The following is a 20,924-nucleotide window of genomic DNA, read 5'->3' on the forward strand; positions in this document are numbered from 1 at the left end:
CATGCCCGACCGCCGCCGCCTGCCTATGAACACCCGTGTCGCCGCCGCGCATCTGGAGGATGTGCCAGAGGGTATCGCGCGGGTGGACGGCACCGCCGCCCGCATCGGGGTGCCGGTTGCTGACCTGCTGCGCGCCCCCGACGGCGCCCGCGACCGCCAGCTGGTCCACGGCGAGCCGGTCACGGTTTTTGAAGACCGCGGCGGCTGGTCCTTCCTGCAAGCGGCCAAGGATTCCTACGCGGGCTATGTGCCCAGCCCGTCGCTGGTGCCGCCGTTTGAGGCCACCCATTGGGTCAGCGCTCCTGCCACCCACGCCTATACCGCGGATGATTTCAAATCGCCTGAGTCCCACGCCCTCAGCCACGGCAGCCGGGTGCAGGTGCTGGGCGGCGCGGGCCGGTTCCTGGAAACCAACCTCGGCTTCATCCCCGCCCGCCACCTGTCGCCCCTTGGCGCCCATGCGGAGGATCCGGTGGCTGTGGCAGAGCTGTTCCTCGGCACGCCGTACCTGTGGGGCGGCAACAGCCGCTTTGGCATCGACTGCTCCGGCCTGGTGCAGGCGGCGCTCTTGGCCTGCGGCATCGCCTGCCCAGGTGACAGCGACATGCAGGAGGCGGAACTGGGAGAAGACGCCCCCGCCGCAGACTACCAGCGCGGCGACCTTTTGTTCTGGAAGGGCCATGTTGCCTTGGTGCGGGACGCGGAGACCCTGATCCACGCCAACGCCCACGACATGGCCGTGGCCATTGAACCCATCGCTGCGGCAATCGCACGGATCGCAGCCCAGGGCGACGGCCCGGTCACCGCGCACAAACGGCTGGCATAGGGCGCAGCACCTGCCGCAGGCGGCAAAAATCTTACAAAGATTTTTGGCCGGAATTTTCAGAAAATTCCGGTTCCCGCTCCGCCGCAAGCCCTGCGGCTACTCCACGGAACGGATCAGCTTGCGCTCCAGCACCCGCAGCACGGTTTTCAGATCCGCACCGCGCTTGAGAATGTGCCCGTCCATGCCGACCACCGAATACTGCCCCTGCCGCTGCCGCAGCTTGGGGCGCTTTTCGATACGGTAAAGCGGATGCTCCGCCGTGCGCCGGAAGACCGAGAACACTGCCAGATCGCGCAAGGAAGAAATCCCGTAGTCACGCCACTCGCCCGCCGCCACCATCCGCCCGTAAAGCGAAAGAATGACCGACAGTTCCCGCCGGTCAAATGCGACTTGCTGAGGAATGGGAGATCCGGGAAAAGGCTGCACCTGATCAAAGCTCATAAGATAAAGCTTGCCTCATTTGCCCGGCAAATCAAGGTTTATGACGTTCGAATTTGCGTGTGGTGCAGGATGCGCACATCCGCCGCGCCCCGGTTTTACCTTGCTTTGACGGCCTCAGGCGGCAACCAATCCGCCGCATTGCAGGCCCAGAATCTGCTCCAGCGCCACCCGCCCCGGCGCCGTCAGCATCAGGCCGCGCTTGTGCCGGTGCCGCTTGACCCAGCCGCTGTCCAGCGCGTGATCCAGGATCTGCCGCCCCATCGGACCCGCCACATGCAGCTTGCGCTCGGTCCAGTCCAGACAGGGCCGCGCAAAGGGCTGGCGGCCTTGCCGTTCCGGCAGCACCACCCCCAGTTTCAGCCATTCCCCGGCCGGCTGCGCACGAAAGGCGCCATCCGCCTCCACCAGCATGCCGCGGTCCAGAAAGGCCCGGGTCATCGCCACCGCCAAGGGCCCGGCCAGGTGGTCGTAGCAGCTGCGCAGCTGCGCCAGCCCGCCCGCCTTGCGCTGCTGGGCGCGGTGCAGGCTGTCGGCCGGCGCAATTGCCGCCAATTGCTCCAGCGCATGGGCCACCTCGGCGCTGGCCAGCCGGTGATAGACGCAGCGGCCGCGCTTTTCCGCCGCCACCAGGCCTGCATCCTGCAGCATCCGCAGATGCGCCGAGGCGGTCTGCGGCGTCACCCCGGCTGCCGCCGCCAGTTCCTTGTTGGTATAGGCGCGCCCCTCCAGCAGCTCGCACAGCATCCGGGTGCGGCTGGCGTCGCTGATGGCCTGGCCCAGAATATCGAAACGCGGTGTGATCATGGCCTCATCCTACGCCCTTGCAGCGCTGGAACCCAAGGAAAACCCTTCGTCCGCCGCCGAACTGTCCGCGCCCTTCAGGCAAAGGAGCCATGGCAGAACCAGCCCCCCGACAGCGCGCCGCCATGGGCAAAGAACAGCCACAACCGGGCGCCGCAGGCGGTCACCACCACCCAGTAGTCGCGCACGCCGCTGCGCCACTCGGGGTCTTCCAGCCACCATTCCGGCGCAATCCGCTCGGGGCCTTCGGCATGGGCCAGCTGCCAATCGCACCCGCGCCAGCGGAACCGCTCCGGCAGCTGCGGCACCTCCGGCGCATGGACCAGCTCAGGCCGCCAGATCAGCAACGGCCGCGGACGGGAGGGGCGCGGCCAGTCTCCGGCCGCAGGCTCCGACCAGGCCGCCGCCTGCACGGTGAAAGTCTTTTCCGGGATATGGCTGTCGGCCGGGTGATAGCGGGTGACCGCCTCCAGCCCCAGCCGGGCGCCAAGGCGGGTGATCAGATCCTCCAGCGCCGCCTCATCCTCCTGCCGGGCCTCCTGCCTGGCCCGCGCCGCGGCGCCTGCCTCGGCATGGCCCGCGGGCGTGCGGTCGTGGATGGCTTCGGTCTGCACCGCCTCCAGCCGCAGCATGTCGATGCCGTAGCCCGCGTCGATCTGCTCCAGCTTCATCTCCAGCAAGGGCCGGATGCGGGCCGGGTCGCGGCTCGCCCGCGCCAGCCCCGCCACCACCGCCTCCATCGCCTGATCGCAGCGGTGCGCCTCCAGCCGCAGGCTGCGCAGGCCCCGCCCGCGCGCCTCCAGCCGGGCACACAGCCGCGGCAGCATCCGGTCGATGCCCGCCAGCAGGTCCTCCATCAGCCCGATCGGCTCCGGCAGGGTCAGCCGCACCGCAAAATGGTCCGGGCTGCGGGCAGGCGAGACCGGCTCCGGCGCGCTGCCCATCGCCTGGTCCAGCCGCAACACCAGCCCGCGCCCGAACCGGCGCGCCAAACCGGCCCGCGGCTGCCCCAAGAGATCGCCGATCCGCCGCAGCCCCAGCCGGTTCAGCTGCGCCACCGTGGCGCCATCCAGCCGCAGCGCCGCCACCGGCAGGGGGCCAAGCGCGGCATAGGCCTGCCCCGGCTGTGCAATCCGCCCCGCCTGCGGCAGCACCGCCTGCACCTGCGGCGCCGCGCCGCCGCGGGTCCAGTGGCGGCGCTTGGCGCTGTGCCGGGGCGTGCGCTTCTGCGCCCGGGCGCGGGTCGCGGGCGCCTCCTGGTCGATGGCATCGCCAGAGCGGTCCGGCGCAGCCTCCTGCCCGGCGTAGCGCGCCAGCGCCCAGGCCGCGCCCAGAGTATCGGCCAGCCCCATCTGCACGCTGAGCCCCATCTCCGCGCAATCCTTCCCCGCCGTCTCCATCAGCGCCGCCTCGCCGCCGAACAGATGCGCGCAGCCGCTGATGTCCAGCACCAGCCCGTCCTCTTCCGCCTCTGCCACCCAGGGGCTGAACTTGCCCGCCCAGCGCCGCAGTGCAGCCAGAAACGCCGCCTCAGCGGCCTGGTTGCGCGGCCGCACCACCAGGCCTGCGCACATCGCATAAGCATCGCGCAGCGGCTGGCCCGCCTGCAGCCCTTCCGCCAAAGCGGCGGCGTTTAACGCAGAAATAACCTGGGTGTTGGACACTTCGCAGGCAACGGCCAGCGGCCCGGTGATGCCGCCGCGTTCAGCGCGCAGGATGCGCTCCGCCCCAAGGCGCGGAAACCAAAGCGAAAGAATGCGGCGGTGGGACATGGGCAGCAGGCACGCAAACGGGGGCGGCAACGGGCAAGACAAGCCCGGAGCCAGCCAGGTTATGGGAGTGCCACACTATATGTTCTTATTTTGTTCTTGTCATTTGATTCGCTCAGCCTGCCCGGGAGCCCCGCGATGAGCTTCCGCCTGCACAAAGCCGCGGTCTTGCTGACGGTGATTGCCGCGCTGGCCATCGGCAGCTCTGCCCCCGGCACGGCCGGCAGCGGCTATGACAAACATGTCACCCGCCGGATTGCCCTGATGACCACGCAAAAGGCAGCGCTGGACGAGCTGACCAGCATGATGGCCGGGCGCAGCACCTTCGACCAGGGCAGGGCTCGCGCGGCCCGGCGGCTGCTGGTCAAATCCACCAAGTCGATCCGCAAGCATTTCAAGAAACCGCGGCTGGATCCGCGTTCCAATGCGCGGCCGCTGATCTGGCACAGCTGGAAAGATTTCGAAAACCGCGCCGGGATGGCACAGGCCGCCGCCAAATCGCTCAACACCCGTTCCCTGCCCGCACTGCGCCGGACCCTGCCCAGCCTGATGCAAAGCTGTCTCGGCTGTCACGAGACCTACCGCCGCACGCCGAACAGTTTCATCACCCATTGAGACAGGCCCGCTCCAGGCCCGCGTCCGGAGCGGCCCCCGGGACAGGCAGGCGGGGCAGGCAGCCTGCTCCTCTCAGGCGCCGTAGCGCGCCAGAAAGGTGCCGATTGCCCCCTCGATCACCCGCTCGCGCTCGGCCTCGGTGAAGGCCTCGTCTATATTGAACAGGAAGCGCAGGAAAACATCGGCCTTGCACAGCTCGATGAACTGGGCGGCAGCCAGATCCACATCCGCAATCGCCAGCTCGCCGCGCTCTGCGGCCACCGCCAGGTAACCGCGGATCTGCCCGTGCAGCACCATCGGCCCGCTTTCATAGAACATCGGCCCCAGCTCGGGAAACCGGTCCGCCTCGGCCACGAAGATCCGGAACAGCTGCAGGCTGATGCCGCCCATCAGCACCGCATGCACATGTTCCGCCGCCACCCGCAGCACCTCCTGCGGCCCGCAGCTGCCCGCCGCCAGATCCAGCGGGTTCTCCGCCTGCTGCACGCAGACCGAGCGCACCACCTCCATGAACAGCACCCGCTTGTCGGGGAAATAACTGTAGAGCGTCGCCTTGGACACACCTGCCGCCTTGGCAATCTTGTCGACGCTGGCCCCTTCGAACCCGTCGGCCAGGAACACCTCGCGCGCGCCCTCCAGGACCTGGTCGAATTTCCGGCCGGTGCGCAGGACGCTGGCTTGCTGGTTCATGCGGGCTCCTCGGGGCTCGGGACAGGGGGCTGGGGCAGCTGGCTCTGCCCCTAATGTAATCCGTACCGCCGCTTTGCAACAGGGGCACGCGCCGTCTTGCGGCCGCTCGCGGAAGCGTTATGTTTAGAATCATTCTAAATTGAGGGCGGAAAATGCGGTTTTTCACACAGCGCAAGCGCTTTGCGGACTTGAGCGGGCAGGAGGTTCTGGCCCTGGCGATTTCTTCGGAAGAGGATGATGCGCGCATCTACCGCGGCTACGCGGAGCGGCTGCGGGCCGACTACCCAGCATCTGCCGCGATGTTCGATGGCATGGCGGCGGAGGAGGACGATCACCGCGCCCAGCTGATTGCCCTGCATGAGGCCCGGTTCGGCCCGGCAATCCCGCTGATCCGGCGCGAGCATGTGGCGGGCTACTATGCCCGCCGCCCCATCTGGCTGATGGAGACCCTGAGCCTCGGCCGCATCCGCACCGAGGCCCGGGCGATGGAGCGCGATGCCGAGCGCTTTTACTCCGCTGCCGCCGCCCGCACCCGGGACGCCGCCACCCGCAAGCTGCTGGGCGATCTGGCCGCAGCTGAGGCAGGCCATCAGGCCCGGGCGGGCGCGCTGGAAGACGCGCATCTGGACAACGCCGCACGCGCAGACGAGGACGCCGCCGCCCACCGCCAGTTTGTGCTGACCTGGGTGCAGCCGGGGCTGGCCGGGCTGATGGACGGCTCGGTCTCCACCCTGGCGCCGATCTTCGCCACCGCCTTTGCCACCCAGGACACCTGGACCACCTTCCTGGTCGGCGTGGCCGCCTCGGTCGGGGCGGGCATCTCGATGGGCTTTACCGAAGCCGCCTCGGACGACGGCGCGCTGTCGGGCCGCGGCTCGCCAGTCAAGCGCGGGCTTGCCTCCGGCGTGATGACCACCGTGGGCGGCCTCGGCCACGCGCTGCCCTACCTGATCCCGGAGTTCTGGACCGCCACCACCCTCGCCTTCCTGATCGTCTTCGTAGAGCTGTGGGCCATCGCCTGGATCCAGAACCGCTTCATGCAGACCCCGTTCTGGCGCGCCACGATGCAAGTCGTGCTGGGCGGCGCCCTGGTGCTGGGCGCCGGCGCCCTGATCGGCAGCGGTTAGCGCCCGCCGCCGGTGGCACTCCCGCCCGCTCCGGAGCAGCCATAGGCTGCCCCTCCCCGGTTGGGCCCGGCAGCGCTGGCGCGCTGCGGGCGCGCGCAGCTCAGGCCTTCAGCGGGTCAAGGGCGGCAAAACCGCCGCGCGCAGGCGCGGTTTACCCTTGAGGCGCTGAAGGCCGGTCCCACAATTGAACCGGCGCTCTCAGCAGAAATCCCCGCCCCGTGCAACGCACGGGGCCACGCCCAACTGTGAAGGGCATTCGCCAGAATGCCCGTGAACAGGCGGGAGCGCTCCCGGTCCTGCCAAGAAACACCCTTTGCCAATTGGTCAATTCAGGTTACCAATCCGCCAATGGCCGAGATCTTCTTCCGCACCCTGCCCTTCTTTGCAATCATCGCCCTCGGCTACGGCGCAGGGCGCAGCCGGTTCTTCAGCGAAGACGCTACCGCCTATCTCACCAAATTCGTCTTCTTCTTCCCGCTTTCGGCAATGATCTTCCGCTTTGCCGCCAACCTGTCCTCTGCCGAAGTCTTCGACCCGGCGCTGATCCTCGGCTACCTGGCGGGCACGCTGGCGGTCTACCTGCTGGTAACCGCCGTTGCCATGATCCGCGGACTGGACATGCAAACGGCGGCGGTCGAGGCGCAATGCGCCGCAATCGGCAACGTTGGTTTCCTCGGCCTGCCGATGATGGCGGTCCTGTTCGGGCCCGCGTCTGTGGCGCCGATGATGGTGGTGCTCAGCGTCGATCTGGTGGTGTTCTCCTCGCTGATCGTCATTCTCATCAACGCCGGGCGCGGCCAGGGCTTGGGTTTGGCGACCCTGAAACTGGTGGGGCTGGGTCTGCTGAAAAACCCGATGATCCTATCCATCGTTGCAGGCCTTGCCTGGTCTGCCTCGGCGCTGCCGATCCCGGAAACCGCAAACAGCTTCCTCACCTTGCTTGGCGCCGCCGCCACCCCCGGCGCGCTGTTCGCCATCGGCGCCTCGCTGGCCTCGAAATCCGCCGAGCGGGTGCAGGTGGCAGGCTGGCTCAGCTTTGCCAAACTGGTGCTGCATCCGGCCTGCGTCGCCGTGGCGGTGCTGTGGCTGATCCCTGCCGCGCCGTTTTCCGCCTCCGTGGCCATTGCCGCCGCCGCGCTGCCGGTTGCGGGCAATGTCTATATGCTGGCGCAGCACTACGGCGTGGCGCCGCAACGGGCCTCCGCCGCCATCCTGATCTCCACCATGCTGTCGATCGCCACCCTGCCCGCGGTGATCGCCTGGGTCTCCTGACCCGCCATCCGCACAGCCCGGGAGCGCTCCCGCGCCCGCAGCACGCCCTGACTGGCGTCAGAGCGCCCTTGGCGGCCTTGGGCCCGGCCCGGCGCACAGCGCCGGGCCGGGCCCAACGGGAGCGGAGCATGCCCCATGCTCAGGCGACGGGCGGGAGCCTTTGCCTGCCTCGCATTGCAATTGTTTGCGATTTCGCAAGCCTTCTGCCGCAAAAACCGGAATTGCCGCCGCCCACCCGCTGGACGCTGCCGCCGTCAGCAGATAGCGATAGGGCTAACAGATTTAAGGAGCCACACGCATGGAAACCGTTTCCGAGAACCGCGCCTTTGGCGGCACCCAAGGCGTCTACAAGCACGCCAGCAGCGCCACCGGCGGCGACATGACTTTTGGCCTGTTCCTGCCGGAGGAAGCCAAGGACGGCCCGGTGCCGGTGCTGTGGTATCTCTCGGGCCTGACCTGCACTCATGAAAACGCCATGACCAAGGCAGGCGCCCAAGCCTGGTGCGCCGAGCAGGGCATCGCCATTGTCTTCCCCGACACCAGCCCCCGCGGCGAAGGCGTGGCTGATGATGAGGCTTACGACCTGGGCCAGGGCGCCGGGTTCTACGTGAACGCCACCCAAGACCCCTGGGCGCCGCATTTCCGCATGTGGGACTACGTGGCCGAGGAACTGCCCGCACTGCTGGGTGAAAAATTCGCCATCGACCTGGACCGCCAGGCGATCACCGGCCATTCCATGGGCGGCCATGGCGCGCTGACGCTGGCGATGAACCTGCCCGGCCGCTACAAGTCGGTCTCCGCCTTCGCACCGATCTCCAACCCCACTGCATCGGACTGGGGCCGCAAGCAGCTCAGCGCCTATCTGGGCGATGATGAGGCGGCCTGGGCCAAACACAACGCCACCCTCATGATGCGGGAAAAGGGCTTCGACGGCCCGGTCCTGATCGACACCGGCACCGCTGACCAATTCATCGACCTCTTGAAACCCGAAGCCCTGGCCCATGCGGTGGCCGAGCGCCGCCAGCAGGCCACCCTGCGGATGCAGCCGGGCTATGACCACAGCTATTTCTTCGTGTCGACCTTCATGGAGGAGCATGTCTCCTTCCACGCCGACGCACTGTACCAGAACTAAGAAACAAAGGACGCGGCCATGAGTGACGAATTTGATTATGACCTGATCATCATCGGTTCCGGCCCCTCGGGCCGCGCCGCTGCCATCCAGGCGGGCAAGCTGCACCGCCGGGTGCTGGTGATCGACCGCAAGGACCGGCTGGGCGGCGTGTCGGTGCACACCGGCACCATCCCCTCGAAGACCCTGCGCGAGACCGTGCTGAACCTTTCCGGCTGGCGCGAACGGTCCTTCTATGGCCGCTCCTACCGGGTCAAGGACGACATCCTCGCCGAAGACCTGAAGGCGCGCCTGCACAAGACCCTGGACCACGAGGTCGACGTGCTGGAGCATCAGTTCAACCGCAACCACGTGGACACCCTCTTGGGCCTGGCCAAATTCACCGGCCCGAACGAGGTTGAGGTCGCCACCGAGGCTGGCGAAACCACCCGGCTGACGGCGGAGAAATTCCTGATCTCCACCGGCACCAAGACCTATCGCCCGGATTACGTGCCCTTCAACGGCACCACCATCCTGGACGGCGATGAGTTCCTGGAGATGGCGGAAATCCCGCGTTCGCTGGTGGTCATCGGCGCTGGCGTCATCGGCGTGGAATACGCCACCATGTTCTCAGCCCTCGATGTCCGCGTCACCCTGATTGAACCGCGCGAGACCTTCCTCGACTTCATCGACAAGACCCTGATCCAGGAATTCACCCACCAGATCCGCGAAAACGGCGTCGACCTGCGGCTGGGCTCCGCCGTGGAAACCATCGAAGACGCGGGCGAGCACGTCGAGGTCACCCTGGAAAACGGCCGCCACGTGCGCGCCGAGATGCTGCTGTTTGCTGCGGGGCGCATGGGAGCCACCGGTGCACTGAACCTCGAGGCCACCGGGCTCAAGACCGACCACCGCGGCCGCCTCAGTGTCAACCGCAAGACCTATCAGACCGAGGTGCCGCACATCTATGCCACCGGCGATGTGATCGGCCACCCGTCGCTGGCTTCCACCTCGCTGCAACAGGGCCGGGTTGCCGCCTGCCACGCGCTCGACACCCCCACCATGCCGGAAAGCCCCTGGTACCCCTATGGCATCTACTCGGTGCCGGAAATGTCCACCTGCGGCATGTCCGAGGAAGAGCTGAAGGAACGCGGCATCCCTTACGAAGTCGGCGAGGCACGCTTCCGCGAGACCTCGCGCGGCCACATCATGGGGCTGGAGCACGGCATGCTGAAGATGCTGCTCAGCCTCAAGACCCGCCGGGTGCTGGGGGTGCAGATCGTCGGCGAAGGCGCCACCGAGCTGATCCACATCGGCCAGGCGGTGATGAACCTGCAAGGCACGGTGGACTACTTCGTGCAGAACACCTTCAACTACCCGACCCTGGCCGAGGCTTATAAGGTCGCAGGGCTCGACGCCTTCAACCGGATGCCGATCCCGGAAGAGTTCAAGGTGAAGAAACCCGCCCGCAAACCCAAGGCCAAACCCGCCCCGAAGGCCGAGAAGCCCCCCGAGGCGGACAAGAAGGCTGCCGAGTGACCGCGCTCTACATCGACGCCGACGCCTGCCCGGTCAAGCAGGAGGCCGAGCGGGTCGCGACCCGCCACGGCCTCCGGATGTTCGTAGTCTCCAACGGCGGGTTGCGGCCCTCGCAGAACCCGCTGGTGGAAAACGTGATCGTGTCTGAGGGCGCCGATGTGGCCGACATGTGGATCGCCGAACGCTGCGGCCCCGGCGATGTGGTGGTCACGGGCGACATCCCGCTGGCCGCCAAATGCATCGAAGCCGGCGCCCGGGTGCTGCGCCACAACGGCGAGCGCTTTACCCAGGCCAACATCGGCCAGCAGCTGGCAATGCGCGACCTGATGGCGGATCTCCGCGCCGCCAACCCCTTGGGCATGCAGGGCGGCGGCAAGGGTTTCACCAAGGCAGACCGCTCCCGCTTCCTCGACGCGCTGGAACGCGAGCTGCGCGCCGCCAAGGCCGGACGTTAATACGGGCCGCTAAGCCATCGCGGCTTTCAGCGGCGCCAGATCTCCCTCCAGAACGGGGCGCAGGAATGTCCGGTCATAACGCCGGACAATGCCGTTGTCCTTGGCGTATTGGAACGCCGCCAGACAATCGGCATCCTCAAAGCTCCTGGCGCGGTAGTCTTCATAAGCCGCCAGAGAGGGGAAGGAAAACAGCGCCACCGCCAGATCATTGGCGCTTTCATGCGGCAGGAAATAACCGTGATGCGTTCCTCCGAACCGCGCCACCAGCGGGATCCAGGCCTTGGCGTAGACCTCAAAGGCCTCAACCTTGTCCGGGTGAATTTCGTAACTGATGTAGCAAGTGATCATGGCCGCCTCATATTCCGGGTCACAGCCAACCTAGAGCCACGCGCCCGCCTTGCCCAATGACATTGCGTGATCCCCCTGTTCGCAAACGTAAATAGGCGCGCCATCAGGCCTGCTCCCGGGTCAAGGCTCCGCGCCAGCGGACCGTGCGCAGCACGGCTTGGCCTTGACGCGGGATCAGGCCGTCAAACGCTCGGACAGGCGCGTTCAGGGGCACAGCTGCCCCTGAACCGCTTCTCAGCATAAACCTTGCCGCCTGCCCCGCTCACAGCCCTTCCATGTTCTGCGGTGGAAAATTCTTGCCAAGAATTTTGCCCGGAAAAATTGCATTTTTCCGGCCTCCGCCCCATTGCCAGCCCCTGCCATTTGCGCCACTGATCCTTCATGCAACCCGCGACTTTCCCCCGGCGGAATCCCCGATGAACGCTCAGGCACAGGTCAATGCCTGGGGGCTGCTGGCTGCGGCCGGGGCTGGCGTTGCCTTTTCCGTCATCGACATGATCGTCAAATCCCTGTCCGGCAGCTATCCGCTTTATGAGGTGGTGCTGTTCCGCTCGATCGTGGCGATGATTGTCATGCTTGCGGTGATCGTCCCGCTGGAGGGCGGCTACCATCTCTTGCGCACCCATCAGCCGAAACTGCATCTGCTGCGCTGCTGCGCGGTGATCTTCGCCAATATCAGTTTCTTCACCGGCCTCGCCATCCTGCCGCTGGCCGAGGCCGTCGCCATCGCCTTTGCCACCCCGCTGATCGTCACCACCCTCTCGGCCCTGTTCCTGGGAGAGCGTCCCGGCCCCTGGCGCTGGGGCGCGGTCTGTGCCGGTTTCCTGGGCGTGCTGATCATCATGCGCCCCGGCCCCGGCACCTTCCAGCCCGCTGCGCTGCTGCCCCTCCTCGGCGCCTGCGGCTATGCCACCCTGCACGTGCTGACCCGCCGCGCCGGCAGTTCGGAAGCCGGCGCCACCCTCGCCTTCTACCCGATGCTCGGCTTCCTGGCCGTCAGCGCCCTGGCCGGCCTCGCCTTTGGCGACGGCCGCTTTGCCACCGGCTCCAGCCCCGCCTTCGACTTCATCCTGCGCGCCTGGATCTGGCCTGCCCCCCAGGACTGGCCTTATCTGATCGGCGCGGGCCTCGCGGGGTCCATCGGCGGCTACCTGGTCAGCCAGGCCTACCGCCTGAACGAAGCCGCCCTGGCCGCGCCGTTCGAATATATCGCCATGCCGATGTCGGTTTTCTGGGGCGTGCTGATCTTCAACGAATGGCCGGACCCGGCCGTCTGGGCCGGCAGCAGCCTGATCATCGCCTCCGGCCTGGTCTCGGTCTGGCGCGAAACCCGCCGCAACCGCCCGCCGGCACGGCCCCGGCCGCGCGCCGACGGCTAGCGCAGAAGGACCCCTGCACATGCCCATCGATGCCGTCGTCTTCGACATCGGCCGCGTGCTGATCGAATGGGAGCCGGAACGCTTCTACGACAGCCGCATCGGCAAAACCCGCCGCCGGCAGCTGTTTGCCGAGGTGCCGCTGCATGCCGTGAACCTGGAGATCGACCGCGGCGCGCCGTTCCGCGCCTCCATCCGCGGGCTGGCAGAACAGCACCCGCAGTGGCACGCGGAAATCCTCTGGTGGCACGATTGCTGGCTGCAGATGGTGCCGCGGGAAATCCCGCACTCCGTCCGCCTGATGCGGGCGCTGCAGGCCAGGGGCGTGCCGGTCTGCGCCCTCAGCAACTTCGGCGCCGAAACCTTTGACCTGGCCTGCGGCACCTACCCGTTCTTACGTGGCTTCGACCACACATTTATCTCCGCACATCTGAAATGCATCAAGCCAGATCCGGAAATCTATGCCATTCTGGAACGCAAAACCGGAGTGGCGCCGCAGAACCTCCTGTTCACAGACGACCGCCCCGAAAACACCGCGGCTGCGCAGGCGCGCGGCTGGCAGACCCATCTGTTCACCACCCCCGCCCCCTTTGCGGCGCGGCTGGTGCAGGAGCGGCTGCTGACAGAACAAGAGGCCGCCTGAAGCGGCACCAGAGGGCGCAAGGCGGCCCGCACCGGAGGCAAGAGACAGAAGACATGAGCATCCCCTTCATCAGCTTCAGCCAGGGCGAGGCGGTTCTGGACTGGATCAGCTTCACCCAGGCCCTGGCCCGGGGCCACAGCCTGCCCAAGGCGGAAATCGGCGATACCTTTCTCTACCGCGGTCCCGATACCCTGCTCAGCCGCTCGGCCTGGATCGACGGGATGGGGATCGCGGTAAAAACCGCCACCATCTTCCCGCGCAACCGGGATGCCGGCAAGCCGATGATCAACGGCGCGGTCTGCCTCTACTCCGATCTGAACGGCACGCCCGAGGCGCTGGTGGATTTCCACCTGGTCACCAAGTGGAAGACCGCGGGCGACAGCCTGCTCGGCGCACTGCGGCTGGCCAATCCCACAGCCCGCGAGGTGCTGATCGTGGGTGCCGGCACCGTCGGCGCCTCGCTGATCGAAGCCTTCTCTGCCGGCTTCCTGCAGGCGCAGATCCGGGTCTGGAACCGCACCGGCGCCAAGGCCCAGGACCTCTGCGCCCAGTACCCCGGCACCAAACCCGCGCCGGACCTGGAACGCGCGGTTCGGGCCGCGGACATCATCGTCACCTGCACCATGTCCTCCGCCCCGGTGATCCAGGGCGCATGGCTGCGCCCCGGCCAGCATCTCAACCTGATCGGCGCCTACCGCCCCGACATGCGCGAGGCCGACGGCGAAGCGCTCACACGCGCGCAGATCTATTGCGACAGTTTCGACACCACCCTGGACCATATCGGCGAGTTCAAGATCCCGCTGGCTGAGGGCACCATCCAGCGCAGCGATGTGCTGGCGGATTTCTACAGCCTCGACAGCTTCCCCGCCTTTGACCCGGGCCGGATCACCCTGTTCAAGAACGGCGGCGGCGCCCATCTCGACCTGATGGCAAGCCACCACATCCTGCAGAAATGGAAGGAACACGCATGAGCTGGCCGCTGGTTTTAAGTGCCCTTGTCCTGATCCTGATCATTGTGCCGCTGCTGCGCGAAAAGCTGCGCAAGCCGATGAATGCCAAGGCCCGGCAAAGCGCTCCCGGCGCGTTTGCACAGCTCTCCGGCGGCCTCACCCACTACCGCTGGAGCGGCCCCCTGCGCGGCCCCGTGGCGGTCTGCGTGCACGGGCTGACCACGCCCTCCTTTGTCTGGGACGGGGTGGCCAAGGGCCTGGCCGCCATGGGCTACCGGGTGCTCAGCTACGACCTCTACGGGCGCGGCTACTCGGACCGCCCCGCAGGCCGCCAGGACCGGGCCTTCTTCCTCGCCCAGCTGGAAGAGCTGCTGGAGGATCAGCAAGTGGGCGAGGATTTCACCCTGATCGGCTATTCCATGGGCGGCGCCATCGCCACCGCCTTTGCCTCGGCCCACCCGGGCCGGGTGCGCGAGATCATCCTGCTGGCGCCCGCGGGCTTCGGCAGCAGCCCGGGCCGGCTGACCTGGGCGGTGCGGCAATTGCCGGCCGTGGGCGACTGGCTGATGCAGGCAATCTACCCCGCGCTGCACATCCGCGGCACCAATGCCGAACGCAAGCTGCCCAGCTCGGTGCCCGGCATCGTCGACCTGCAGCAGCAGGAACTGAGCTACCGCGGCTTCATCCCGGCGGTGCTGTCCTCGCTGCGCGGCATCCTGAACGAGGACTTCACCGCCGATCACCGCCGCCTGCACCAGGCCGGGGTACCGGTGCTGGCGGTCTGGGGCCAGCAAGACACGGTGATCCCGCCGAACACGGCCGGCCGGGTTGCCGAACACGGCCGCTCCATCCGCCAGGAGGAAATCCCCGGCGCAGGCCACGGCCTGCCCTATACCCACACCGATCAGGTGCTGGAGATCATCTCCAGAAATCACCGCCGCGGCCTGAACTGAGCCTCTGATCAAGGCACAGCTTCTGCTTCTTTCTGGTCCTAAATACCTCGGGGTCCGGGGCAGCGCCCCGGCTTCCCGGACCGCCGCAATCGCTGCCGCCTGCGTTACGCCGCTGCCGCCGCCCGCAGCGGCCGCTCCTTCACCGGCAGGTGCACAATGGCGCTGAACGCCCCCACCGCCACGCCGATCCACCACACAAAGGTGTAATCGCCGTAAGCGTCATACATCCGCCCGCCCAGCCAGACGCCCAGGAAACTGCCCAGCTGATGGCTGAAGAACACGATGCCATACAGCGTGCCCATGTAGCGCAGGCCATAGATATGCGCGACCAGCCCCGAGGTCAGCGGCACCGTCGCCAGCCACAGCGACCCCATGGCAACCGAGAAGATGATGACGCTCAGCGGTGTGATCGGGAACATGATGAAGGCCGCCGCCGCAATCGTCCGCCCGGTATAGATCGCTGCCAGCAGGTATTTCTTGGAATACCGCTTGCCCAGGTAGCCCGCCAGCAGGGTGCCGCCCACGTTGGCGGCGCCAATCAGCGAAATCGCCGCGGCGCCCAGCGCCGAGGTGGTGGTGATGCCGATCGAATGCAGCGCCCCGCCCGGCAGGATCGGCCCGCACATCTCTGTCACAAAGGCCGGGAAATGCGCGGTGACAAAGGCCAGCTGATAGCCGCAGCTGAAAAAGCCCAGGAAGATCAGCGTATAAGACGGATCCTTGAAGGCCTTCATCAGGATCGCGCCCATGCTCTCCTCCAGCTCCGCCTTGCCGGCCGCCTCCGGCGCGCGCATCAGCGGCAACAGCGCAATCAGCGCCAGCACCACGCCCGCAAACACCAGGAAAATCGTCTGCCAGGGCAAAAAGCCCAGCATCCACTCCGCCGTCGGCGCGCCAAAGATCTGCCCGGCGGACCCGGCCGCGGTGACAATCGCCAAAGACATCGACCGGTTCTCGTCGGAACTGGCCCGCCCGACCACGGCCAGCACCACGCCAAAGCCGGTGCCCGCAATGCCAAATCCCACCAGCCACTCATAAGACTGCATCTCAAACGGCGTCGTGGACGCCGCACTCAGCACCAGCCCCGCAGCATAGACAACCGCCCCCATGATGATCGCCTTGCGGTCGCCGATCTTCTCGGCAATGGCGCCAAAGATCGGCTGCCCGATGCCCCAGGCCAGGTTCTGGATGGCAATCGCCAAGGAAAACTCCGACCGCAGCCAGCCGAACTCCTCCGCAATCGGGATCTGAAAGACGCCAAAGGAGGCGCGCACCGCAAAGCTCACCATGATGATGATGCAGCCGACAATCAGAACGGGGGTAAACAGCGGCGCGGAACGGTCCATGGGCTCTCTCCTGACAAGCTGCGAAACTTTCAGGGATTATGCGGCAGGCGTCAAATCAGGAATTTTGGATGCAGGGTTAAGGAGAATTGATGTGAGGGTTTGCCCCCTAAGAGTTCACTTCGTTATCAGAAACTTGGACAGCGCCGCGGCGACTGAAGGATCCAATCCACCTTCTTCTTTGACCGTGCCATCACTGGCGGGGCGGAAAAGCGCTGCGTAGACCAAGGCTCGTTGTTCCTTCGCTTCTTCCGAGACATCCCCTTCACGAATCAAACCAATGTAGGATTGAACAAATGCCAATCGTTCCCTTGCGTCCAATGCCAGATGCCGTTCGGCAAGGAACAGTTTCATTTGAAGTCGAACAAACCAAAGCAAAATGGTGAACAATATCAAGACCAAAGCAACCAGCAACATTCCCTTGAGGCTGACCCCTGAACAGTTAGCTCCCTCAACGCTAGGATCACATCCGAATGGAACCAACAACAGTTCAATTTCCGAAGCAAACGTTATGATCGAAAACACGAACACTCCTACAAGTAAGGCCAAAGCTACTATGCCCTTTTGAAACCATTTGAAGCTCTCATCTCTGGCCTTCTCGTGCTCTGCTTGCTTATCCTTCCAGAGTTCGACGGGACGGCGGATGGCCTGTTGTTCGGAAAACGCCGCTTGCGCGGCCTCCAACCCATCAGAAAACTCCGTCAAAAGTAGTTGTTTGCGCTCTTCGGTACTTGTCACAAAATACGATAGCCTAGAGGATAGGTCTGCGTCACCTTTGCTAAGCTTTTCTTGAAGGGTCTGCTGACTATTCAATGCGATCTTGAGATCTTGCTGAAGATCCGAAAACTCTGCACGAAGCTTTGACCATTCTTTGCGAGCATTCGAGACCTCTGCTCGCAGCAATTCAACCTCAGAGGCAGTATTGAATGGTGCTTTTGCAAGCGCGTTTTCAATAGGTTTAAACGGGCTTCCGGAAGCCAACGCGTTTTGGCTTCTCCCATGAGCCTGCGATTTTTCTTCAAGGTAGTTTTCTTGAGGAGCTGAACTTGGCTTACTGTTTTTGGAGTCGTTATCCACCTGGAACTCAATCTTTGACTTTTAAACTATCCTGGGGTCTTGCCGCTGGTTCTTTTTCAACTCTAGAGCGCTGCCCGCTGCCTGTCACCAGACAATCATGAAGGACATGCTTTTCATCGACTTGCTTGCGAGATAAGCCTTTCCCATGACCCATTTGAGCACGCTTTACCGGCAGAAGATCGACGCGGGCGAATTGAAGCCCGATCCGGCCCAGGAGGCCGTCCTTCCTCATTTCGACCGCATCGCCGAAGGCCTCAAGGCGCCGCCGGTGAAGCGCGGTTTCTTCCGCAAGGCAGAGTTTGAACAGGTCAAGGGGCTCTACCTCTGGGGCGGGGTCGGGCGCGGCAAGTCGATGCTGATGGACCTGTTTGTCGACAGCCTTACCGGCATCCCCTCGCGCCGGGTGCATTTCCACGCCTTCATGCAGGAAATCCACACCCAGATGCACGAAGCGCGCCAGAACGGGGTCGAGGACGCGCTGGCGCCCGTGGCCCAGGCGGTGGCGGAGTCGGTGCGGCTCCTGGCGTTTGACGAAATGCAGATCACCGACATCACCGACGCGATGATCGTCGGACGTCTGTTCGAAGCGCTGTTTGCCGCCGGTGTCACCGTGATCACCACCTCCAACCGGGTGCCGGACGACCTTTATAAAAACGGGCTGAACCGGCAGCTGTTCCTGCCCTTCATCGATCTGATCAAGGCGCAGATGGATGTGCATGAGATGGTCAGCCCGATCGACTACCGCCAGCACCGGCTGACCGGCGCGCAGGTCTATTTCGCGCCGGTGGATGCCGAGGCCCGGGCGCAGATCCGGGCCATCTGGACCGATCTGTCCGGCGGGCCGGCACAGCCGCTGACGCTGGAGGTGAAGGGCCGCGAAGTCACCCTGCCCGCCTTCCGCAACGGGGTGGCACGGGCCAGCTTCTACGACCTGTGCGGCAAGATGCTGGGGCCGGGCGATTACCTCGCCATCGCCGGGGAGGTGAAGGTGCTGGTGCTGGAGGACATCCCCCGGCTTTCGCGCAACAACTTCAACGAGGCCAAGCGCTTCGTCACCCTGATCGACGCGCTTTACGAGGCAAAGGTACGGCTGATCTGCTCGGCCGCGGCGCAGCCCGAGATGCTTTATGTCGAGGGCGAAGGCACCTTTGAATTCGAACGCACCGCTTCGCGGCTGCGGGAAATGCAGGACAAGGACTGGGGAGCCGCGGACCTATGATCGTCCGCGACACGCCCAGCCGCTGGGAGATCTTCCTGATCCTGAACGGATCCGTGGTGCCGCGCATCCTGCCCAACATCATCGGCGCCGCGCTCTGGGCGCTCCTGGTGCTGGTGCTTGATCGCTACGTTGTTGCAATGCCCCAGATTTCCATTGCTGCAATGGGGGTTTTCGGCCTGTCGCTGTCGCTGTTTCTCAGCTTCCGCAACAACGCCGCCTATGACCGCTGGTGGGAGGCGCGGCGGATCTGGGGCCGCATGGTCTCCGATGTGCGCAGCCTGGCGCAGGAGTTGCGGATCTTTGCGGGCAAGGGGCCGGACGAAGACTTCATCCTGACCCGCATCCTTGCCTTTCACCACCTGCACCGCGCCCAGCTGCGCGGCGACGAGGTACGGGACACGGTGCAGCATTGGGTCGGGCCCCAGGCGGCAGACCAGCTGATGCAGGCGGAAAACAGCCCCAACGCCGCCCTGCGCGGCATCGCCGCCCGGCTGCGCGAAATGGCAGAGGACGGCCGCATCGACGGTTTCGGCCAGCGTGCCCTGGCCGAACGGCTGGCGGCCTTCCCCGCCGCCCAGGCCGGCAACGAGCGGCTGCTGACCACGCCCTTGCCCTTCGTCTACTCATTGCTGGTCTGGCGCACGACGTATCTTTACTGCCTGCTCCTGCCCTTTGCGCTTTTGGACAGTGCGGGCTGGTTCGAGCCGCTGGTGGCGGCGGTGGTGGCCTATGTGTTCTTCGGCCTGGCCGAGGTCACCCATGAGCTGGAGCACCCGTTCCGCAAACAGGCCAATTCGGTGCCGCTCAGCGCCCTGTGCCGGGTGATGGAAATCTCCGTCTGCAACGCCTTGGGCCGCGAAGCGCCGCCCAGGCTTGAGCCGGTGGATTACGTTCTGGACTAGGGGCGGCGGGAAGGGGGCGCTGCCCCCTCGGCCTGACGGCCTCACCCCCGGAGTATTTTTGACCAGAAAGAGGCAGCGGGCCGCGCCGCGCCAGCGGCGCCGGGCCCAATCGCGTGGACCGCAAGGTCCCAAGCGGGCGGGAGTGCTCCCCCCGCCGGGGCGCCTCAGCCGTTTTCCCGCAGGATATGGCCCGCAAGGTAAAGCGAGCCGCAGATCAGGACGCGCGCCTGCGGGTCCTTGGCGAGGATCGCCTCCAGGGCGGCCTGAGTGTTTTGCGCCGTGGTTGCTTCCATGCCCACGGCCTTGGCCGCCGCTTCAGTGTCTTCGGCGCTCAGGGTGTTGACCTCATCCGGGATCGAGATCGCGGTCAGGCTTGCAGCATGCGGCGCCAGCGGGCGCATATAGCCGGTCACGTCCTTGGTGTTCAGCATACCGCAGATGAGGTGCGTGGGGCGTGCCGGCAGTTTCGCCAGCACATCCGCCAGCGCGATGCCCGCGGCGGCGTTGTGGCCGCCGTCCAGCCACAGCTCAGCCTGCGGTGCTGCCGCGACCAGCGGACCGTTTTTCAGGCGCTGCATCCGCGCGGGCCATTCGGCGTTCTGCATTGCGGCTTCGCAGGCGGCTTCATCGGCGCCCAGGTGGCGCAGTGCTGCCAGCGCCGCACCGGCGTTCTGGATCTGATGCGCGCCCAGAAGCGCGGGCAGCGGCAGGTCCAAGAGACCGTTTTCGTCCTGGAACACCAAACGCCCGTGCTCCTCGTGCACATGCCAGTGCTGGCCATAGGCCATCACCGGCGCGCCAAGGCGGGCGGCGGTGGCTTCGATCACGTCCATCGCCTCTTCGGGCTGGGGGCCGACGACAACCGGCACGCCGCGTTTGATGATACCGGCCTTTTCGCCTGCGATCTTGGCCAGCGTATCACCCAGGAACTGCTCATGGTCGATCGAGACCGGGGTGATCACGCTGAGTTCCGGGGTGATGACGTTGGTTGCATCCAGGCGCCCGCCCAGGCCCACCTCCAGCAGCGTGCAGTCCGCAGGCGTGCGGGCAAAGGCCAGCAGGCCGGCCACCGTGGTGATCTCGAAATAGGTGATGTTCTCGCCGCCGTTCTTGGCATAGCACTCGTCCAGCACCTCAGACAGATGCGCCTCCGAAATCAGCTCCCCCGCCAGCCGGATCCGCTCGTGGAACCGCGCCAGATGCGGCGAGGTATAGGCGTGCACGCTCTTGCCCATGCCCTCGAGCCCCGCCCGGATCATCGCCTGGGTCGAGCCCTTGCCGTTGGTGCCGGCCAGGTGGATCACCGGCGGCAGCTTGTCCTGCGGGTTGTCCAAGGCCGCCAGCAGCCGCCAGACCCGGTCCAGCGTCAGGTCGATGATCTTGGGGTGCAGCGCCATCATGCGGGCGAGGATCGCGTCGGAGGTCTGTGTCATGGCAGGCTCTCTGGCAACAGGGTCTCAGGGTCTTCAA

At 65.8% G+C, this 20,924-nt stretch carries 21 protein-coding genes; 13 read left to right on the forward strand and 8 right to left on the reverse strand.

Annotated features, from left to right (window positions below; all coding sequences use genetic code 11):
• Position 1: 1 nt before the first annotated feature.
• Positions 2 to 826: a C40 family peptidase gene (locus ACXAEH_RS13095; protein WP_475033334.1), complete on the forward strand. Its 825-nt coding sequence runs from the start codon at positions 2 to 4 to the stop codon at positions 824 to 826.
• A 96-nt stretch (positions 827 to 922) separates the two neighbouring features.
• Here ACXAEH_RS13095 and ACXAEH_RS13100 read toward each other — a convergent pair whose 3' ends face one another.
• From ACXAEH_RS13100 to ACXAEH_RS13110, 3 genes are all read right to left on the reverse strand, one after another.
• On the reverse strand, positions 923 to 1,267 hold the full coding sequence (locus ACXAEH_RS13100; RefSeq protein ID WP_039162322.1) for a DUF2794 domain-containing protein: 345 nt from the start codon (positions 1,265 to 1,267) through the stop codon (positions 923 to 925).
• A gap of 114 nt (positions 1,268 to 1,381) precedes the next feature.
• Positions 1,382 to 2,071, reverse strand: coding sequence for an ArsR/SmtB family transcription factor (locus ACXAEH_RS13105; protein WP_475033335.1), 690 nt, complete (start codon positions 2,069 to 2,071; stop codon positions 1,382 to 1,384).
• A gap of 74 nt (positions 2,072 to 2,145) precedes the next feature.
• Positions 2,146 to 3,840 (reverse strand): Y-family DNA polymerase, encoded by a 1,695-nt coding sequence (locus tag ACXAEH_RS13110; RefSeq protein WP_475033336.1) that lies wholly within the window; start codon positions 3,838 to 3,840, stop codon positions 2,146 to 2,148.
• A 135-nt stretch (positions 3,841 to 3,975) separates the two neighbouring features.
• Between ACXAEH_RS13110 and ACXAEH_RS13115 the strand changes: the two genes are divergently transcribed.
• Positions 3,976 to 4,452: a c-type cytochrome gene (locus ACXAEH_RS13115; protein WP_475033338.1), complete on the forward strand. Its 477-nt coding sequence runs from the start codon at positions 3,976 to 3,978 to the stop codon at positions 4,450 to 4,452.
• Between the two features lie 72 nt (positions 4,453 to 4,524).
• Here ACXAEH_RS13115 and ACXAEH_RS13120 read toward each other — a convergent pair whose 3' ends face one another.
• Positions 4,525 to 5,142, reverse strand: a complete 618-nt coding sequence (locus ACXAEH_RS13120; RefSeq protein WP_475033339.1) for a TetR/AcrR family transcriptional regulator — start codon at positions 5,140 to 5,142, stop codon at positions 4,525 to 4,527.
• 152 nt (positions 5,143 to 5,294) lie between these two features.
• On the opposite strand from ACXAEH_RS13120, the gene mbfA reads away from it, so the two are divergent.
• The 5 genes from mbfA to ACXAEH_RS13145 all read left to right on the forward strand — a co-directional run bounded on the left by mbfA (position 5,295) and on the right by ACXAEH_RS13145 (position 10,643).
• On the forward strand, positions 5,295 to 6,269 hold the full coding sequence (gene mbfA, locus ACXAEH_RS13125; RefSeq protein ID WP_475033341.1) for an iron exporter MbfA: 975 nt from the start codon (positions 5,295 to 5,297) through the stop codon (positions 6,267 to 6,269).
• Positions 6,270 to 6,617: 348 nt separating this feature from the next.
• The gene (locus ACXAEH_RS13130) at positions 6,618 to 7,541 is read left to right on the forward strand and encodes an AEC family transporter (RefSeq protein ID WP_475033342.1); all 924 of its coding nucleotides are present in this window, start codon (positions 6,618 to 6,620) and stop codon (positions 7,539 to 7,541) included.
• Between the two features lie 298 nt (positions 7,542 to 7,839).
• Positions 7,840 to 8,673 carry an S-formylglutathione hydrolase gene (gene fghA, locus ACXAEH_RS13135; RefSeq protein ID WP_475033344.1) on the forward strand — a complete coding sequence of 278 codons (834 nt, stop codon included), beginning with the start codon at positions 7,840 to 7,842 and terminating at the stop codon, positions 8,671 to 8,673.
• Positions 8,674 to 8,691: 18 nt separating this feature from the next.
• Entirely contained in the window at positions 8,692 to 10,188 is a 1,497-nt protein-coding gene (sthA, locus tag ACXAEH_RS13140) for a Si-specific NAD(P)(+) transhydrogenase (protein WP_475033346.1), read from the forward strand.
• Positions 10,185 to 10,643, forward strand: coding sequence for a YaiI/YqxD family protein (locus tag ACXAEH_RS13145; protein ID WP_475033348.1), 459 nt, complete (start codon positions 10,185 to 10,187; stop codon positions 10,641 to 10,643). Before sthA ends, ACXAEH_RS13145 begins: the two co-directional genes overlap by 4 nt.
• A gap of 9 nt (positions 10,644 to 10,652) precedes the next feature.
• On the opposite strand, the gene ACXAEH_RS13150 is transcribed toward ACXAEH_RS13145, so the two are convergent.
• The gene (locus tag ACXAEH_RS13150; protein WP_475033350.1) at positions 10,653 to 10,991 is read right to left on the reverse strand and encodes an NIPSNAP family protein; all 339 of its coding nucleotides are present in this window, start codon (positions 10,989 to 10,991) and stop codon (positions 10,653 to 10,655) included.
• A gap of 416 nt (positions 10,992 to 11,407) precedes the next feature.
• On the opposite strand from ACXAEH_RS13150, the gene ACXAEH_RS13155 reads away from it, so the two are divergent.
• From ACXAEH_RS13155 to ACXAEH_RS13170, 4 genes are read left to right on the forward strand one after another with little or no spacing between them, the layout of a single operon-like run.
• The gene (locus tag ACXAEH_RS13155) at positions 11,408 to 12,370 is read left to right on the forward strand and encodes a DMT family transporter (protein WP_475033352.1); all 963 of its coding nucleotides are present in this window, start codon (positions 11,408 to 11,410) and stop codon (positions 12,368 to 12,370) included.
• Positions 12,371 to 12,389: 19 nt separating this feature from the next.
• Complete coding sequence (locus tag ACXAEH_RS13160; RefSeq protein WP_475033354.1) at positions 12,390 to 13,010, forward strand: HAD family hydrolase; 621 nt, start codon at positions 12,390 to 12,392, stop codon at positions 13,008 to 13,010.
• A gap of 53 nt (positions 13,011 to 13,063) precedes the next feature.
• Positions 13,064 to 13,981 carry an ornithine cyclodeaminase family protein gene (locus ACXAEH_RS13165; RefSeq protein ID WP_475033356.1) on the forward strand — a complete coding sequence of 306 codons (918 nt, stop codon included), beginning with the start codon at positions 13,064 to 13,066 and terminating at the stop codon, positions 13,979 to 13,981.
• Complete coding sequence (locus ACXAEH_RS13170; RefSeq protein ID WP_475033357.1) at positions 13,978 to 14,913, forward strand: alpha/beta fold hydrolase; 936 nt, start codon at positions 13,978 to 13,980, stop codon at positions 14,911 to 14,913. Before ACXAEH_RS13165 ends, ACXAEH_RS13170 begins: the two co-directional genes overlap by 4 nt.
• 104 nt (positions 14,914 to 15,017) lie before the next feature.
• Here ACXAEH_RS13170 and ACXAEH_RS13175 read toward each other — a convergent pair whose 3' ends face one another.
• Both ACXAEH_RS13175 and ACXAEH_RS13180 read right to left on the reverse strand, forming a co-directional pair.
• The gene (locus ACXAEH_RS13175; protein ID WP_475033359.1) at positions 15,018 to 16,259 is read right to left on the reverse strand and encodes an MFS transporter; all 1,242 of its coding nucleotides are present in this window, start codon (positions 16,257 to 16,259) and stop codon (positions 15,018 to 15,020) included.
• 114 nt (positions 16,260 to 16,373) lie between these two features.
• Positions 16,374 to 17,333: a DUF6161 domain-containing protein gene (locus tag ACXAEH_RS13180; RefSeq protein ID WP_475033360.1), complete on the reverse strand. Its 960-nt coding sequence runs from the start codon at positions 17,331 to 17,333 to the stop codon at positions 16,374 to 16,376.
• 145 nt (positions 17,334 to 17,478) lie between these two features.
• Between ACXAEH_RS13180 and zapE the strand changes: the two genes are divergently transcribed.
• Positions 17,479 to 18,552 (forward strand): cell division protein ZapE, encoded by a 1,074-nt coding sequence (zapE, locus tag ACXAEH_RS13185; protein WP_475033362.1) that lies wholly within the window; start codon positions 17,479 to 17,481, stop codon positions 18,550 to 18,552.
• Positions 18,549 to 19,454: a bestrophin family protein gene (locus ACXAEH_RS13190; RefSeq protein WP_475033363.1), complete on the forward strand. Its 906-nt coding sequence runs from the start codon at positions 18,549 to 18,551 to the stop codon at positions 19,452 to 19,454. The genes zapE and ACXAEH_RS13190 overlap by 4 nt, the downstream gene beginning before the upstream one ends.
• 164 nt (positions 19,455 to 19,618) lie before the next feature.
• On the opposite strand, the gene ACXAEH_RS13195 is transcribed toward ACXAEH_RS13190, so the two are convergent.
• Positions 19,619 to 20,887 (reverse strand): bifunctional folylpolyglutamate synthase/dihydrofolate synthase, encoded by a 1,269-nt coding sequence (locus ACXAEH_RS13195; RefSeq protein ID WP_475033364.1) that lies wholly within the window; start codon positions 20,885 to 20,887, stop codon positions 19,619 to 19,621.
• Positions 20,888 to 20,924 lie beyond the last annotated feature (37 nt).

The organism is Leisingera sp. ABM4_060, from assembly GCF_056158765.1.